This window comes from Nonomuraea sp. WAC 01424 (assembly GCF_003947315.1).
In the GTDB taxonomy this organism is placed as follows: Bacteria; Actinomycetota; Actinomycetes; order Streptosporangiales; family Streptosporangiaceae; genus Nonomuraea; species Nonomuraea spiralis.
Map to the genome: position 1 here is coordinate 40,768 of NZ_QHHZ01000009.1, position 17,137 is coordinate 57,904.

Here is a 17,137-nt window from a genome sequence, read left to right on the forward strand (position 1 = left end):
GGCCCGACCGGAACCAGGTTTCCGCCCCTGCCGGCTGGACAGTACAAGAGGTCGCGACAATTCGACCAGAAAGGCATGAACATGGGCAGCAAGGACAAGATCCGCAACAAGGCGCAGGAGCTCAAGGGACGCGCCAAGGAGAACGTCGGCGAGGCCACCGGTGACCGGCGCATGCAGTCCGAGGGGCGCTCCGATCAGACCAAGGGCGGCCTGAAGCAGGCCGGCGAGAAGGTCAAGGACGCCGGCAAGAAGGTCAAGGACACCTTCAAGAAGTGACGGCCGCCGTTGGCTCGGGTGTGTTAGCCGCTCGCCCGCCGCCGTACCGGCCCGGGTGGTTCGGTACGGCGGGTCGTCCCCGAAACCCCGCGACCCGGTGGACGAGGGGTCGGCGGACGGCGGGCGCGCACCCGCCCGCGAAAGCGGGGAGACGGCGGGGGGACGGCACGGCGGGTCACGTCGACTCGCCGCCGCGCCGCCTCCCGTCGCTCACCGACCGCCGGAGCCCGTTGGACCCTCCGAACCCTCCGAACCCTCTGAGCCCTTTGAGGCCTTTGAGTCGGGCGGAACCGTCACGAGCGCGTACCGGATGTCAGCTGTTGCACTCCCGGGAAAGGACCTTCCCGGTCTTGGTGTCCGTGCACGTCTTGCACGTACGGTCCGGAGCCGTCGGGAGCGGTTCCTTCGTGGTCTTGCATTCGCGCTCCGTCGACTCCTGCTGCTTGGGCTTGCTCTCGCAGTACTGCTTCTTGTACCCACTGCCCTTCTTGCCGCGGCAGTAGTAGCACCTCTTGTTGCCTTCCTCCAGCCATTTGCACGGAGCGTTCCGGGCGTGCCCGGCGTTCGTGGCGGCGCAGTCGTCCGGCGCGGCGGAGGTGGCGGACGTGGCGGTGGTGTGGACTGTCTCCGCCAGCGCCTGCGAAGCCATCGAAGGGACAAGGGCGGCAGCGACAAGGGCGCTGACAGCGCATGCTTCCTTGAGCACGTTTCCTCCCACTGTTCGCGTCTTCCTTTGGCCCCTCCATGGTGACCCGCCATCACCGGGAAACGTCAATACGGGCGGCCTGAATTTCTTTCCCGCCCACCGGACGCATTTTCACGACAGAAACTCTCGGACACATCGTCCTGGCGATAAGAAAGCCACCGCCAAAGGCGTGCTTTACCTTTGCGTGCTCTTCTTTTACGGCTGCCGCCACGTCGCCGCACATCCGGAGACCACATTCAACCCGAGCGCTGCTCGCGTTGTGGCCTCTTCGAGGCTCCGCCTCAGCGGATTCGGTCGCAGAGCACGACACCCGCAGCCCGGGGCTGGACACCCTCGCTTCTCAGTGGCAGCGCCAATCGCGACCAGGCTCGTGGAATCCGTCCAAGAACTCGACGATGACGCTCTTGTATCCGGCCCGCCACGACCCACTCGGGTTGACGAACACGCTGCCGGCGACCCTGCGCCCTTCAACCCCTTCGACGGTCAGCGACTCGTAGTAGCGCGCGATCTCGGCGTCCGGCAGCTTGGTGAGCAGGGACAGGCGGACCGCGAAGTCACAGTGATTGCTGTTGCCGGACTGAAGGCCCACGACCCCCTGCACAGGGCGATCCCCTGGTTCCGTATCAGGCGGATACGGAGCCATACTCACCCGCTCCTCGAACCGGGCCAGCTTCTCATCGTTCCGCCACTCGGGAACCTTGAACGCCAGGACGTAGGCGACGACGACAGCAAGAAGCACCAGCCCCACGAAGAACGGCCATCCCCTCCGCCGCTGCCTCGATAAGTTGACCGGAACCGCCTCGGTCAGCACCATACGTGCCGCCCTCCAGAACACTCGCCGGATAATGACCTATTCAACAACCCAGCACGGCAACCGCATGACCCCCACCACCAGATCCGACAGCAGGGAGATGCCGCCAGGCGGGAAGAATCGACGACAGACCCCGAGCCCCCGCCGCCGCATGCCTTGCCAGAGACGCCATCCTTCCTGAAGGTTGCCACCCGCGCCGCCTGCACGCCGGGTCCCCCTTCCTCTGGCGCCCTTGCCACGACACTTCCAGCCAGTCACTCCGACCGCCTTTCGTAGGCGCCTTGGACAGGCGTCGGCGAAGGTGAGCGTTATGGAACAGTGGAATGAGCCTCCCGCTTGTCTGCCACCTTCGCCTGTCGCTGAATGGAGACGACCAGGTCCTCATGGAGGGGGAGACCCATGTTCAAGGTGCTCGCTCATGTCGGCACGGTCCTGGCACTCACCGCTGCCGCCCTGGCCCCGTCAGCGGCTCATGCAGCAGACTCCTGCTGGCCCATCCCGGACAACACGAAGACCTTCTATCCACCGGGACGTGGCCCGGTGCTGGTCGCGGTGAAGGTGTGTGTCGGCAAATCCGGCACCAAGCATCAGGCTCAGGTCAACGTCGCGTGGAGTCGCCCGAACGGCGGACCGCTCAACGCCTTCGACAATTTCCTGGTCCACACACGCCTTGAGCGCAACGACGTCGCCAAGGACCAGGCCCACGTCGGGCTCACGTACCTGATCAACTCTAAATCCGGAGGCCAGCAGGAGGCGAACGGCAAGTGGTACGACAGCCCGCTCACGGGGGGGTTGGACCGCTGACCTGACCATCGATTATGACCTCGACAACGACGGCAAGGGCGAATTCGTCTGGAACCTCCACGGCTCGCACGAAGTTTCCCTCGACGGCGTGGAGTGATTCCCCGCGACGTGCCGGTCGGGCGGCCGTGAGCGTCGTGGTCTTCCTGGGCAAGTCGGTGAGCTTGACACCGACACCGTGCACAGGCGGAGCGAGCCGGTAGCGGCAAGCGCTGCGCGCTCGGCCGCACGCCGCTGCGTCGTTGAGCGGCATGCCTGTCGTGATCACTTGCAACGATGAAGCGCCTTTGTTCGTTGGCGTTGTGATGAGGGATTTGTTGCCGACCGGATCAGCACCCTCGGGACGAGACGCACCCCCTCGAAAGGTCGCAAGGGCCACCGAAAGGCGTCCGACATGAGCAGCCGGCCAGAAAGACCAGCACAGAGGTTGATCAACCGGAAGCGATCCAGCTACTGGTGGCCCAGAGTCTTCCTTGCAGCCATGACAGCAAATTTGCTCTGGGAGATCACGAAGAAGAACATCCCTCTCAGTTCCGCCAACTCGTGGCCGTGGAAGCTGACCGTGCTCGACGTCACGACGAGCGCCACTTTGGCGAGCGCCGCTCTGGCCCTCCTGTTGGCACGATCCCAACTATCCCGGACCAGCCGCCCAGTGATCAGCTACACGTCAATACTGGACAAGAGCCGCTTCATCAGGAAGCCCTATCGTGTCATCCACGCACGCAACGCCGGAGCCGGCCACGCCATTGTCCTCCTGCTCAAATACCGATACCGGATAGCCGATCCGAGAAGCGGAACCGCAAAGGGACCCCTGACTGACTGGATGGACTGGCACGACGTCCTCGACAAGCTGGAAAGCCACAACATGCGCGACCGGGTCGACTTCGCGCTGCCCAACATCGCCAACGGGGCGGGGCTGCCACTTGGCCGCGCGACCGACGCAGATCTGGAGCTGGTCGCGTTCACCGAGAAGGCAACGGTGATGCTGGTGGAGTTCGACATATTGTTGCGCATCGAAGACACCTTGGGCGACCAGCATGAACGAGTCCTGATATGCATGTCGCAGCGCCACAGGAAAGAATTGCTGGACAAGCTGGACAAGAAAAGGTTGCGCTTCTGGAGATGACTTCTCCTCGGGCGGCGGGGCTTCCGTCATGTCACGCTGTCGTTCCGGCCGGCCGCGCCGGCTGCGGCGGGCCGCTCTGTGGCACCTGCACGCAGGGAGGATGTCGGGAAGCCGGTTGCGGTGCCTGGTGAATGACGAACCCGGCCACGTGGTCGCGCGCTGTCCCGGACGCGGGACAGCGCAGCCTGGGTCGGTAATCGCGACCGCAGGAAAATGGATCGAGGTTCGATCGTTGATCCGCTAGCGTCTGTCTCGCAAGTCCCCCTCAGATCCCGTCGGGTCTGGTGCGAGTACGGGGCGAAGGGCATCGGTTATCTCTTTCTGCAACAAAGATCACATCCGGTGCCGTTTCTCACCTCCGTGCTCGTTCCCGATCCGATGGTTGCCCGGCGCGGTCCGGTGAGGGCACGGGTCGAAGTTCGTCGGTTACCACTTCTAATGGGGCGGTCGCAGGTTCGAGTCCTGCCCGGGGCCAAACGCTCCGGTAGCTCAGTCGGCAGAGCACCTGAACGCCGGTGAACGTCCCACATCCGTGTCTTCTCCGGACCTCGCCGGTCCGTCGTCAGCCCTGCCGTCGGCACGGGTCGAATCCGGTCGGTTACCACAGGGTAGAGGTTCGATTCCTTCCGGCCCCTCCTCGTGGGGCCGGTCGCCCAGGTCGGCTGGGCACCCGGCCGGTGCCCCACATCCGTGCCTTCGGCAGAGCTGACGACCGATAGACGGCGGGTCGAAGTCGTTCGGTTATCTCCCGGCACCGGCGGTCGCGGGGTTCGAGTCCCCGCTGCGCGGCTTGTCGCGCACAGCTCAGCGGTGGAGCTCCGGTCTTGATCCGGTCGACACACCCATATCCGCCGTCCCTCACATCCGCCGTCCGGCGGGTCGAACACCCCTATGGAGGCACTTCCATGGCCCGCAACCGTGACCCTCTCGCCGGCGTCTCCGCCATCGCGACGCCGCAGACACGGCCGCTGCCCGGTCGTCCCGACCAGGTGCAGAACGCGGCAGGTGGCTACGTCTTCGCCAAGGACGTGTGGCGCAAGCTGGAGGACTTCCTGATCCTCGGCACGACGGGCGGCACCTACTACGTGAGCGAGGACAAGCTGACCGCCGAGAACGCCGGCGTGTTGTTCCAGGCGATCGCCGAGGACGGCCCGCGTGTCGTCGAACTGCTGACCACGATCTCCACGGCACGTCCACCGCGCGCGCCGAAGCAGCGTCCCGCTCTGTTCGCGCTGGCCGCCTGCTACGCGAACGGCGACGCCGACACCCGCCAGGCCGCCAAGGTGGCTCTTTCCAAGGTCGCTCGCACGACGGACCATCTGGCCCAGTTCTTCGGCTACTACAAGAACCTGGGCGGTAAGCCGACCGCCCGCGGTGTCGCGCCGACGATGGGCCGGTCGCTGCGGACCGCGCTCGGCTCCTGGTTCCTGAACGGGACGCCCGACGCCGTGGCGTTCAAGGCGTGCAAGGCCCGCCAGCGCAAGACCCCGCAAGGGGAGGCGTTCGACCTGCGCGACGTTCTCCGGATCGCGCACCCGACAGCGGACGGAGACCAGCGCAGGACCCTGTTCGGGTGGATCGCCGGCAACGTCGGCGACGAGCAGGCACGCCAGGCGCTGCCCGCGGTGGACCGGTTCCTGACCGCGAAGGCCGTCACGAGTCCGTCCGAGGCGGTACGAGTCGTGACCACGACGAAGGTGCCGTGGGAGTTCCTGCCGGACGCCATGCTGCGCGAGCCTGCCGTATGGGAGGCCCTGATCGAGACGGTCGGCATGACGGCGCTCATCCGTAACCTGGCACGGATGACCCGGCTGGGCACGCTCACGCCGACGTCGGCGGCGACCTCGCGTGCGGTGCTGCGACTCACCGACCGCGAGGCGATCCACCGGGCCCGCATCCACCCGATGGACGCATGGCTCGCCATGCGCGTCTACGCCTCCGGGCGGGCACAGCCGAACCCGCGCGCCGACCGCCAGACCTGGCATCCCGTCCCGGCCATCCTGGACGCGCTGGAGGAGACGTACGAGGCGGCTTTCGGCACGGTCGAACCGTCCGGGAAGAGGTTGCTGGTCGCGGTGGACTCGTCCGGGTCGATGAGCTGGGGCGGCGGTGTCCAGGTGGGCGGTTCGCCGATCGGGTCGCCGTACGAGGTCGGCAACGCGATGGCGGTCATGCTCGCCCGCATCGAGCGCGGCAACGTCCACGTCATCGATGTCGACACCAGCGTCCACGCCTCGAAGGTGACCCCGCGCACCAACCTGCGTGAGATCGCCTCCTGGCAACCGTCCGGCGGTGGCACCGACCTGTCCCTGCCGTTCCGGTGGGCGCGCGAGCAGCGCATGCGGGCGGACGGCATCGTGATCTTCACCGACAACGAGACGTGGGCCGGCCGGGCACACCCGTCGCAGGAACTCGACACCTACCGCCGTACTGTCGCCCCCGGGGCCCGCGTGGTCGTGGCCGCGATGACGGCAGCTGGACACTCGATCGGCGATCCTCGGGACGAGGGCGTCCTCAACGTGGCGGGTCTGGACGCCTCACTGCCACTGATCGTCAACGGCTTCATCCGAGACTGAACCCAGCCGTCGGCTCCGCCGGAGGCGCCTTCGAGGCGGATCCCGCCTCGAAGGCGCCAGGAGCTCGAACAGCCTGATCTGCTGCGCCGGCCCGGCATGGTGCCCCGCTTGGGCGTCGGGCGTTTCCTGCCTGTCACTCACAGGCATGGAAGTACGTCTGGACCAGCCCGGGAACCTGGGCCTGCCCAAGCTCAGGCCGTTCTCGACCCGAAAGACCTCGCCGCTCGCGCCCCCTGACGTCCGGGCGGCTTGAGCAATAGTGAGGTCCCGCGCCGGGCGGAGAGCCGCAGCTCACGGCCTGGCTTGTCTTGCTGCAAGCAACGGTGAACTCATGCCTTGCCCCGGTAGCCCGGTGGGATGAACGGGCTCTGCGCCCACCAGTACCGCGATCAAGTTCGTCTGGCGTGGCGAATTGGCGGCGCGGGCAAGGGCCGCGGACTGGCCGACGTTCAGCTGGTGGTCCTGGGCGTAGCGGTCGGTCAGTCGCGCGATGACGGTGTCCTCGTAGGGGTGCGGGCCGGTGGCCCGGTTGACGCCGGTGGCGTACATGGACGCCGTGTCGTGGTCGACGACCGCGACCGGCCGCAGGTCGCCGACCAGGTCCTTGACGACGGTGCCACCACAGACCGTGGCTGTCTGATCGGTTGCGGGCGTCCTGCCCGGCAGGCCGGTTGACGACGACAAGGACGAGGTCGAACTGGGCAGCGATCACCGCGAGCGCGCGGATGCGTGCATGAGCGAGGGCGGGCAGGTCGTATCCGTGTCCTCCGGGCGCTCTGTGAGGAAGCGGCATGCGGCTGGCCCGGTTCGCGCGGATGGTGAGGATGCGGCCCCCCAGGACGAACCCCGCCTGCCGAGTAGGCGGCGGTGACCTGCTGGGCCCCGCTGCTTGGCTGGCCCGTGTCGGGCGCTGGTGCACAGAGGGCAGGGCGCGCCGCCCGGGTCGGGCCGGTCGCGTCCGCGGACCAGTACATGCAAGCCCGGAGCCCACTCGCCTCACCTGGGATCACTTTGCCCAAATATGCACGCCCAGCCCTATTTGCTGCTTAACACATGAAATAGCTGCTTTTTATTTGTCTTTCGACACTCCTTACCTTCCATAGAAAATTCGCACGCTTTATCGCTTCATCGAAGGGGTATCTCAAATTTGCAACCATTTAGGGGCAGCTATTGGCCCCTTTCGTTCGAATCTGGCATCAACAGGGGAAACACGTGGCTCAACACCAGAGCGGGCGCGCTTCGCACCCACTCGGCATCACACGCACGCTGGCGTTTGCTCTAGCCGCAACGGCAACCAGCGCACTCACGGCTCTTTCAATTCCAGCGCCAGCCTTTGCCGGCGTTCACACGACATCGGTCGCCAGCGTTCACGGCCTCGCGGATGCCAAGGTCGCGAACGCGAACAATCGCTCCTTCCCCATCGGGATGGACGACGACAACGCTGTCGCGATCGACTCGGCCTTCCAGGGGGACCCGGAGGACGAGGAGAGGCTGCCGACCAAGTTCGTAGGGGTCATTCGGGAGCACAAGGTACTGATCAGGGACCCGCGGACGACGCCACGATGGCACGACCTGTCCTCGCGGCTGCCCAGGAACTTCGGCCGCCTGGTCGACATCACCCTGGCTGCGCCCGACGAGGGGACGACAGTGCACGTCACCGTCCTCAACGCACACTCCCGCATAGCGCAGAGCACGTGCACCGTCTTCCCGCCTCCGGGCACCATGACGACGCGGCCCTGGCCTGCCAACTGCAGCCCCTTCATCGACATCACGCCGCCCGCCTGAGTCGACCGGGTCTGATCCGCTGACGCCGCTTGCCGTGCCCTGAAATCTCCGGGCACGGCATTCGCGTTGATCTCGACCGTTTCGGCCCGTGCCGGGCCAACGGTCAGGGGCATCGTGCTGTGTCGCCGTCCAGGCAGGACTCGTAATCGCGAATGACCGGTATGTCGCCGAGGAGCTCAGGGGAACCGCCGTTGTACGCAAGCTCTTGCTGTCGGCGCATGAAGCGGCCGCCGCCGAGGGCGGCGTGTCTCCAGCCAGAAACGCAGGGACAAACCAGAAGTAGAAGAGTCGCGATCTGCCGCGGCAAGAGAGGCAGGTTGCGCTCCGGCGATCTCTCTAGAGGGAGTAGGGGCGCGCGGCGCAGCCAGTCACATGCTAGCCAGAGCGCGCGCCACAAGGGGCGCCCCCCGAAGCCGCCACTCGCGGAGCTGATCCACGAACAGCGGGCCTTGGCCGTCGATGTGGTTGTTGCAGCTTGAGTTATCGATCAAGAACTAGCCACCACCTTTACAATGTAGATCATAATCGTGCCCTCATGCTGCCGCGCCCTTGCCGGGGCCTGCCCAGCCGGTCAACGTGACGACCTGTCGCTGTATCCAGCGGCCCACCCAACCAGGCCTGGATGTCGTGCTCAGATCCCTCGCGACGGCGTCGCTGCTCGGCCGGCAACTCCGCGTACTCGGCCGCTCGTTGTTTACATGGGCCACGGAGCGGCGAGCCACCAAGGCGGCGCCGGAACGAGATTAAGAGCCACCGCGACGGCTACTCCACCTCGTGCCCCGGTGACGAACTGTATGCGTGGGTGAAGGCAGGTGCTCCCCGGCCGGACGAGCCGCCAGGGCAACGACGTCGAGATCTGGCAGTACAAGCTCCGCAAGCGGGGCTGGAAGATCGACGTTGACGGCATCTATGGTCCGAGTCGAAGGCAGTGTGCGCCAGCTACCAGGACAAGGTCCACGCGAAGCCGACCGGCGTGATCGATGAGGAGACCTGAGATTCGACTTGGTCGTCGAGACCTGCGTAGCTGCCCGCTCGACTCTCGATGTCCCCTCGGAGAGGCCTAAAAGAGCACGACCCCCGTGTACGTGGCCAATGTCGCAGTCCAAAGCAACCAGCCTGCGAAGAAGTCCTTGTACTGACTTCGCAGTAGGCCCACCAGTCCCGCGCTAAGAAGAATCACGCAAACAAGCAAGAACCCGACGGGCACGCCGATGGCCAGGCTACTGAACGTCAGCAATATCAGCGAGCCAACTCCGGTCAGGAATAACCCGGCTGCGACGTGTACTGCCTTGCTGATCGTCACGACGGTACTCCTTGATTCACGAGTAAGACGAAATCGCGATGAGAAGCTCAGCGGCGACGGATATCTGCGCCTCGCCGATCAAGAGCCTACGGATCGCGCCGTCGCCAGTGAACGGGGCCCTCCTTGTTGGAGGGAACGCCATGCACGGAGAACCTGTCACCTACGGCAGGCCGGTCGAGCGGAAGGTCAGCGCCGCCTCGCACAGGTATTCGATCGCGTCCCGCAGAGCGTGGAGCAGGGCGTTGTTCGGCTTCGTGAACCCGGATAGGGCGTGTCTCAAAGTCCGCCTCCGGGAGGGCATGGCGGGAGTCTCTGGTGTGACTGTGCATGGGAATCAGCGTGCTGGCGTGGACCTTCTCTGGCGACGTGGAGGGCCAATCGCTGCATCTCCCCCGAAGGCTGGTCGACCCGGCCGATCCGCACCCCCGCCGACATCTTTCCTGGCCAACGCTGCCAGAACGGCCAACTCCGCGACTACTACTGAGCGCCCACTGAAAGATCGCCACTGATACATGAAGCCCCGCGTCGAACGACGCGGGGCTTCGCTCATGCAGCAGATCGGCAGGTTCACGACAAGGAGCCCGCTGAGGGCTGGTTGTCCATCAGACAAGGGAGACGGCCCTGCCACCCCCATCACCGGCCTGCCCGGCCGTGCCGGCCCGCTACGCCCGAGTGTCCACCGAGGTGCTCGCCCGCTGCCTGAACAGCCGGGATCCGGCAACGCGGCACCGGATGCGCATACAGCGCATCAGGGCAGGGCCATATCCGCCCAACGTTCCGCAAGTACTACGACGACCCCTATCAAGCCGGACCTGCGCAGTCGCCTGGCACCGAGCAGAGAGATCAGGATGCCCCTGGAACGAAACCGTACCCCCGCCCAATTGGCAAGGACGCAGAGATCGGACCAATGGGACTGGTGGAGTGGCGTCAGTCGACGACAATGTCGAAGGGGACGTCGAAGTAGTTGCCCGTCGTCTTGCCGGTTGCGACCAAGATGTTCCGGGCGGTGTCTCCGCACTTGGATGTGTTGTTGTCGATGAAGATCGCGGCCTCCCAGATGGATGGCGAGCGCGGGGTGGCGACGGGCACGGTCTTGGCGGCGTTGATGTCCGGGTCGAGCTCGATGCAGTACTCGCCCGTGCCGATCTTGCGGACGTTGGTGACGCCGGTGGAGCGCACGACGGTTCCGTCGGCGTTGACCATGGCGGCGGCGCGCGCCCCAGGGGTGTGCGCACCACCGATGGCGGCCAATGCGGGAATGGCGGCCGCGAGCATGGCTCCTGCGACCAGCGCCGATGAGGCGATTACTGTGGTGGAGGCGGCGGAAGGCATGGTGTCTCCTACATGATCGGTTCGTGCGAAGGATGACTCCCCTCGCACGTTTAGTAGCTGCATGATCACATTGGGTTGGAGTCAGAGGGAGGACCGACACGGTATCTTCCGCTATGGCCGCCGTAGGTTGTGCCCTGCGGTGAAGCTGCTCGTTGCACTGGGGCGTGTGACGCCCTTCTTGCCAGTGGGCCTACATGAGGGCGCGGACCTGCCACCCCTCGTCAGCCAGGCGCTCCAGGAGACGGGTCTGCTCTTCCTCGTTGTCGCAGGTGACGATGATGCCCCACACCTCGGGGCGGACGTCCTCGTCGGCGTCGCGGACGTCGGCCAGGACCTCGGCGAGCATCCGCTCTTCCCAGCCGCCCTTCTCGCTGCTGCGGTTGTTCGCGATCAAGTACGCCTCGGCGTCCGCATCGCTGCGGCTCGACCAGCCGCGCACGATCGGCACCAGCCACGTCCCGTCGTCGTCGATCAGGATCCCCTCGGGCGAGGCCGTGCTCCTTGGGGTTGCGGACGGCACGCGGGATCGTGTGCAGGCGCATGTGCTCGATGCGACGCATCAGCCCTCCACGTTCTACGCGCGGTAGCCGTACTGGACTCGCTCGTCGCTGAGCTTGCGGGCGGTGATCGCGCACGCGAGCACGTCCCACGACCGGGTTTCCGACGGCCTCATCAGGGACGCTCGCGGCCGACCTAGTGATCCGGTTCCGGCCGTCCGCCTTCCAGCGGATCGCCCACTCGCCGACGGACAGGTTGATGACGCGGGACTCATACCCCTCCGGGATGACGCGGCGCTGCAACCACGCGCCGAACGCCTCGGTGTGGAGGTAGAGCGCGCCGAGCGGCCATACTCGCAGGTGCCCGGACACGGGGCGCTCGGCCCCGGCCGCGCCGATCGTGATCTGGGCGGAGAAGACGCCGAAAGTCTTGCCGAGGACGAACTCGCCGCTGAGGGTGCCGGTCGGGTGGTCGGGCCACGGGCCGGCCCCCACGTTGTGGAGCCGAGAGCCTCCATGGCCTGGGTGAACTCGGGCGGGTACACCTTGCCGGTGCGCCTTCAAGCTCACCGACTCGATCATCAGCTGAACCACGCTCGAACACAACATGCCACCAAGACGGCAAGGCCGCCCCCCGGCCAAGGTCGCCGACGACGTGCTCGCCGCCGTGCGGGCCCGGCGCACGCGGCCAGCCTGGATCGCCCGCGAGCCTCGCGTGGTTCGGTCGACGCTGTACCGGATCCTAGGTTGGCGCCGACGTTTCCGGCAGCACCGGTGACCAGGATCATGATTGATCGCCTTCTCGCTCGGGCTGCCGGATCGCGGCGATCTCGAGCGGCTCACCATCACGGCGAAGGCCCCTGTCTCCCCCGGCGTCCTCCTGTCGTCGGCGGCCCGGGCCGCGGGTGGCGGGTTCATGCCACGGCATGAACCCGCCTTGGGTAGATCTTGAAACGTTTACCGCATTTCTATCAAGCTGCTGGGGTGCGTTATGTTCTGGCCGTAATTGCCATGCTGCTCGCTCTGGCCGTACCCGCTCCGGCGCAGGCGTCCACCGGCGATTTCTGGGTCGAGTTCAAGGCCCAGGCGAACCTGAAGTCCGCGCCCGCCATCAAGGACTGGTCGGCTCGGGGAGCCGCGGTGGTGGACGAGCTCCGCTCCACCGCCGCGTCCAGCCAGGCGGGCGTCGTCGGGCTGCTGAAGGATGCCGGGGCCTCCTACACCTCCCTCTACATCAACAACTCGATCTACGTCCGGGGCGGCTCCGCCGTACTGATGGAGAAGATCGGGAAGGATCCGGCGGTGGCGCGCGTCCGCGCGCCGCGGGTCTACGAACTGCCGCAGCCGTCGCTGGGGGCGGCAGGGACGCCGGAGTGGGGCGTGAGCGCCATCCAGGCCGACAAGGTGTGGGACGCGTACAAGACCACCGGGACCGGGATCGTCGTCGGGAACATCGACTCGGGGGTGGACTTCCAGCACCCGGCGCTCGTCTCGACATATCGCGGCAACAACGGCGACGGCACGTTCACGCACGACTACAACTGGTACGACCCGACCCAGATCTGCGCGGGGACGCAGCCGTGCGACAACTTCGGGCACGGCACGCACACCATGGGCACGATGGTCGGCCAGGGCGGGATCGGGGTCGCGCCCGGCTCCAGGTGGATCGCGGCCAAGGGCTGCCCCAACTTCCAGTGCACCGACGTGACACTGGCGCTGGCGGCGCAGTGGATGCTCGCCCCGACCGCCGCCGACGGTTCCGCGCCCGACCCGGCCAAACGCCCGAACATCCTCAACAACTCGTGGTCGTCCGCGCCCGGTGACGAGTGGTACCGGGACTACGTGCGGCAGTGGGTGGCTGCCGGGATATTTCCCGCTTTCGCGGTCGGCAACGACGGGCCCTCCTGCGGGACGCAGCACTCCCCCGGCGAGTACCCCGAGTCCTACGCGATCGGGGCCGTGGACCAGAACGGGCTGATCGCGAGCTTCTCCTCCCGGGGCACGGACGGGATGCCGGACAGCAAGCCGGACATCGTCGCGCCCGGTCAGGGGATCCGCTCCAGCGTTCCAGGCGGCGGCTACCAGGTGCAGAACGGCACCTCGATGGCCACCCCGCACGTGAGCGGCGCCGTGGCGCTGCTGTGGTCGGCCGCGCCCGCGCTGGTCGGCGACATCGCCGCCACCCGAGCCGTGCTCTCCGCGACCGCGCGCGATCACGACGACACCTCATGCGGCGGCACGCCCGAGGACAACAACGTCTACGGCGAGGGGATGCTCGACGTCTACCGCGCCGTCGGAGCCTCCCCGCGCGCCGGGACGGGGACCCTCACCGGGACGATCAACGACAAGAGCAGCGGGAAGCCGCTGGCCGGCGTCCGGGTCACCGCCACCGGGCCCCGCACGCTCGACACCGTGACGGGCTCGGACGGAGCCTTCCGCCTCTACCTGGACCCGGGCGACTACTCCGTCAGCACCGCGCTGTTCGGGTTCGACGCCTCCGTCGTCGACGGCGTACGGCTGGCCACCGGAGCATCGGTCACGCGGGACCTCGCCCTCACCGCCACCCCCACGGCGAAGGTCCAGGTCAAGGTCACGGACGCATCCGGGCACGGATGGCCGCTCCCCGCCACGATCGCCATCGGAGGAAAGACCTGGTCCACCGAACCCGGCGACGGCTCGGCGACGCTCGACCTGCCGAAGGGCGGCCCGTACGAGGTCCGGGTGACACCCCGCTACCCGGGCTACCAGGCGGTCACCGGCCAGATCACGGTCAGCGGGGACGCGACGCAGAAGTTCAAGGCCGTGCTCGACCCGGCGGCGTGCGCCGCAGCGCCCGGCTACGACGCGGCCTGCAAGGCACTGGCCGGCGGGCTCGTGTACGGCAACGTCACCGACGCCAACACCCGCAAGCCGGTCGTCACCGCCTCGGTGTCGGCCGACGGCGGCGCCCCGAACGCCTCTCAGGCCCCCGACGGGTTCTACTGGGTGTTCGTCCCCGCGTCCGGGAAGCCGGTCGTCGCCGCCGAGCAGCGCGGCTACCAGCCGGCCTCCGCCCGGGTCCGCTCCGGCGCCGACCAGGTGTCCAGGATCGACTTCGCGCTCAAGGCCGGACTGCTCTCCGTGGCGTCCGACGACGACATCTCCCGATCCGTACGGCTCGGCGGCAAGCAGCAGGAGCGGATCACCCTGACGAACCGGGGCACTGCCCCGCTGACGTACTCGCTGGCCGAGTCGCGGCAGCAGGCACCGGCGCTCGGCGCGGGCGCTCCGGTGCGGCGGGTCGCCGTACCCGGGTTGAGCCCCGGCGTGAACCCGCCCGCGGGGAACGCCGCCGTCGCGGACGGGCCGTCCTCGGACGCCTGGGGCGCGGTCGCCGACTACCCGACGACCATCAGGGACAACGCGGCCGCCTACCACGACGGGAAGGTGTACTCGTTCGGCGGTTCGCTGCTCGGCGAGGGCGGGACTCCTGCCTCCTACGCGTACGACCCGGTGGAAGGCGGCTGGACGCGGCTGGCGGACATGCCGCAGGCGCGGCAGAAGCCCGCGTCCGGGTTCGTGGACGGGAAGTTCTACGTGGTCGCCGGGTGGGGGCCGCAGGGCGAGCCGGGTGCCACCACGCTCGTCTACGATCCCGCCGCCGATCGCTGGACGAAGGGGGCCGACAACCCGCGGCCCTGGGGGGCGGTGGGCTCTGCCGTACTGGAGGGGAAGATCTACTCGGTCGGCGGGTGCACCGGCGAGTGCCAGACGGCTACCGACCAGGTCACCGTCTATGACGTGGCCGGTGACCGGTTCCGCGAAGCCGCGCCGTACCCGGAGCCGATCTCGTGGGCGGCCTGCGCCGGGATCGACGGGAAGGTGGTCTGCGCCGGCGGGCTGGCCGCCGGTCCGGAGGGCACACGGCGCGCCTACGCCTACGACCCGGCGGCCAACCGGTGGAGCAAGGTCGCCGAGCTGCCGACCGACCTGTGGGCCAGCAGCTACTCGGCGGCCAACGGGCAGCTCGTCGTCGCAGGCGGTGTCACGCAGGGTGGCAGCGTACTGACCAACGAGGCGTTCGCCTACAACCCGGACGCCGACACCTGGAGCGCGATCGCCAACTCCCGCTACGCCCTCTTCCGCGGTGCGGGGGCGTGCGGTTTCTACAAGATCGGCGGCGCCAACGGGCCGCGCGTCACTCCCTTCAGCGAACTGCTCCCCGGGTACGACGGCTGCGATCCCGCAGGGACCGACGCTCCCTGGCTGTCCGAGAGCCCCACCCGGGGCACCCTCTCCCCCGGCGCGACCGCGCGCGTCACGCTGACTCTCGACGCCCGGCGGCTCACCCAGCCGGGCATCCGGTCCGCCCGCCTGACGATCAACGAGAACACGCCGTACCCGGCTCCGCACCTCGACGTCACCCTCAAGGCCACCCCGCCGAAGCACTGGGCGATCCTGTCCGGTCAGATCCTCTCCAGGTCCTGCGACGGCACGACCGCGCCGCTGCCCGGAGCCACGCTGACCACTCGCGGCCAGACCCTGGGAACCACGGTGGACGGGCGGTACTCCGGCTGGTTCAAGCCCGGCCTCCACACCTTCACCGTCACCGCCGAGGGCCACAGACCGGCCGATTTCACCGCCCGCACCCTCCCCGCCACCGAAACCCGCCACAACCTGACCCTCACCCGTACCCCTTGCACCGGCTAGACGATGCACCCGATTTCGGTTGTCAGACAACGACCCCTTCATGTCTGGGTGCCGGATGATGGAAGATCGCTAGCGCCACCTCCTCCGCGCGCGGGGGCGGCGGCGCCCCGGGGTCGATCCCGCCGGCCGTGGCGAAGGCCAGTGCCGGTGGGTCCCGGAACAGCGGCTGCTCGCGTGCAGCGCGAGTCTGCGGGCATGGGCGAGAGCCGGTGAGCACCCTGGTGGGTGACGACATGACCGGCCGTAGGCGGTGCGAAGCGCGCCATGGATCTGGGGTTGGTCAGTGTCGCCTGACCTGGGAGTCCTCATGGACCTGATCTTCCGCTGGAAGCCGATCATCGACTTCCGCTCCCTGTGCGTGAGCCCGCTCTGGGAGCAGGCGCGGCCGTGGGTCGCGGAGGCTCGTGTCACCGTGCTGCTCGTGCTCCGGCAGATGCCGCCGGTGTACGCGATCCGCATCCACCTCTAGCGCCTGCCAGCGCCGCCGAGCAACCCATCCCCTACCACACGAGGCGAGTGGCCCCGCATCTCAGGGTGCGGGGCCACTCGCATGCGGGCGTCGCCTCACGGCGCAGCGGCACGGCGTATCCGCTCCTCCCGGTCGTCGGCGAGCAGGTCGTACACGGTCACCGGCAGATGGAACGTCACCTCGGCCAGGGTGTCCGGCCCGAGCCGCGCCCACGCCCGGCGTTCCCGCAGGCCTGCCATCGCGCGCGTCCACTTCTCTGCCGCCGGCAGTTCGTACCAGCCGTCCCACACCGGCTCGTCATCGCGCTCCCGCAGCAGGGCCAGCACGTCCTTCCAGCCCAGCTCGACCGTCCGCTCCGGCCCGTCCGGGCCGACGCGGGAGGTGAGCTGCTTCCGGTACAGCCCGGCCGCCAGGCCCTGCTCGATGATGTCGGCCGCCCATGCCCGGTCCGGCCCCTCGATGAAGGCGTGCTGCGAACCCCACGCGGCGATCTTCGCCGCGAGCCGCATCGGGTCGTTGCCGACGGCCAGTGTTGTGTTCAGGTCCACGTTGCCGGTGTTCAGCCGGACCCCGGCCACTTCCAGGTCCAGCCCGGACAGGCGCATCCGGACCTGTAGCGTCTGCACCAGGCGGTGCCGCAGGGTGGCATCGGCGGGTGATTCTTCGCCTCGGTCAGCAGCTTGCGCAGGTCGGCGATACCGTCCCCATCGACCGCTCTCACCCAGCCGAGGATCAGCTGTGCCCGGTCCAACGAGTCGGCCCGGTC

Annotated in this window: 14 protein-coding genes; 7 read left to right on the forward strand and 7 right to left on the reverse strand. The window is 67.7% G+C overall.

What is annotated here, in order from left to right; all coding sequences use genetic code 11:
* Positions 1-75 precede the first annotated feature (75 nt).
* Positions 76-276: a CsbD family protein gene (locus tag DMB42_RS24525; RefSeq protein ID WP_396983400.1), complete on the forward strand. Its 201-nt coding sequence runs from the start codon at positions 76-78 to the stop codon at positions 274-276.
* A 313-nt stretch (positions 277-589) separates the two neighbouring features.
* On the opposite strand, the gene DMB42_RS24530 is transcribed toward DMB42_RS24525, so the two are convergent.
* A complete protein-coding gene (locus DMB42_RS24530; protein WP_125637359.1) occupies positions 590-925 on the reverse strand; it encodes a hypothetical protein in 336 nt (111 codons plus the stop codon).
* 397 nt (positions 926-1,322) lie between these two features.
* The gene (locus DMB42_RS24535) at positions 1,323-1,796 is read right to left on the reverse strand and encodes a hypothetical protein (RefSeq protein WP_125637360.1); all 474 of its coding nucleotides are present in this window, start codon (positions 1,794-1,796) and stop codon (positions 1,323-1,325) included.
* Between the two features lie 396 nt (positions 1,797-2,192).
* Between DMB42_RS24535 and DMB42_RS24540 the strand changes: the two genes are divergently transcribed.
* The 3 genes from DMB42_RS24540 (at position 2,193) to DMB42_RS24550 (ending at position 6,296) form a co-directional block, all read left to right on the forward strand.
* Positions 2,193-2,597 carry a hypothetical protein gene (locus DMB42_RS24540; RefSeq protein WP_125637361.1) on the forward strand — a complete coding sequence of 135 codons (405 nt, stop codon included), beginning with the start codon at positions 2,193-2,195 and terminating at the stop codon, positions 2,595-2,597.
* A gap of 490 nt (positions 2,598-3,087) precedes the next feature.
* Positions 3,088-3,720 carry a hypothetical protein gene (locus DMB42_RS24545; RefSeq protein WP_125637362.1) on the forward strand — a complete coding sequence of 211 codons (633 nt, stop codon included), beginning with the start codon at positions 3,088-3,090 and terminating at the stop codon, positions 3,718-3,720.
* 905 nt (positions 3,721-4,625) lie between these two features.
* Positions 4,626-6,296: a TROVE domain-containing protein gene (locus tag DMB42_RS24550; protein WP_125637363.1), complete on the forward strand. Its 1,671-nt coding sequence runs from the start codon at positions 4,626-4,628 to the stop codon at positions 6,294-6,296.
* Between the two features lie 291 nt (positions 6,297-6,587).
* On the opposite strand, the gene DMB42_RS24555 is transcribed toward DMB42_RS24550, so the two are convergent.
* Positions 6,588-6,980 carry a hypothetical protein gene (locus tag DMB42_RS24555; protein ID WP_125637364.1) on the reverse strand — a complete coding sequence of 131 codons (393 nt, stop codon included), beginning with the start codon at positions 6,978-6,980 and terminating at the stop codon, positions 6,588-6,590.
* A gap of 528 nt (positions 6,981-7,508) precedes the next feature.
* On the opposite strand from DMB42_RS24555, the gene DMB42_RS53400 reads away from it, so the two are divergent.
* The gene (locus DMB42_RS53400) at positions 7,509-8,081 is read left to right on the forward strand and encodes a hypothetical protein (RefSeq protein WP_185844843.1); all 573 of its coding nucleotides are present in this window, start codon (positions 7,509-7,511) and stop codon (positions 8,079-8,081) included.
* A gap of 1,060 nt (positions 8,082-9,141) precedes the next feature.
* On the opposite strand, the gene DMB42_RS24570 is transcribed toward DMB42_RS53400, so the two are convergent.
* The 3 genes from DMB42_RS24570 to DMB42_RS24580 form a co-directional block, all read right to left on the reverse strand.
* Positions 9,142-9,384: a hypothetical protein gene (locus DMB42_RS24570; protein WP_125637366.1), complete on the reverse strand. Its 243-nt coding sequence runs from the start codon at positions 9,382-9,384 to the stop codon at positions 9,142-9,144.
* A gap of 927 nt (positions 9,385-10,311) precedes the next feature.
* On the reverse strand, positions 10,312-10,716 hold the full coding sequence (locus DMB42_RS24575) for a hypothetical protein (RefSeq protein ID WP_125637367.1): 405 nt from the start codon (positions 10,714-10,716) through the stop codon (positions 10,312-10,314).
* Between the two features lie 190 nt (positions 10,717-10,906).
* Positions 10,907-11,236, reverse strand: a complete 330-nt coding sequence (locus DMB42_RS24580; RefSeq protein WP_125637368.1) for a hypothetical protein — start codon at positions 11,234-11,236, stop codon at positions 10,907-10,909.
* A gap of 961 nt (positions 11,237-12,197) precedes the next feature.
* On the opposite strand from DMB42_RS24580, the gene DMB42_RS24585 reads away from it, so the two are divergent.
* The gene (locus tag DMB42_RS24585; RefSeq protein WP_125637369.1) at positions 12,198-15,902 is read left to right on the forward strand and encodes a S8 family serine peptidase; all 3,705 of its coding nucleotides are present in this window, start codon (positions 12,198-12,200) and stop codon (positions 15,900-15,902) included.
* Between the two features lie 307 nt (positions 15,903-16,209).
* Positions 16,210-16,371, forward strand: coding sequence for a hypothetical protein (locus DMB42_RS53405; RefSeq protein WP_185844844.1), 162 nt, complete (start codon positions 16,210-16,212; stop codon positions 16,369-16,371).
* A gap of 95 nt (positions 16,372-16,466) precedes the next feature.
* Here DMB42_RS53405 and DMB42_RS24595 read toward each other — a convergent pair whose 3' ends face one another.
* A complete protein-coding gene (locus tag DMB42_RS24595) occupies positions 16,467-16,997 on the reverse strand; it encodes a hypothetical protein (protein WP_125637371.1) in 531 nt (176 codons plus the stop codon).
* Between the last annotated feature and the right edge of the window lie 140 nt (positions 16,998-17,137).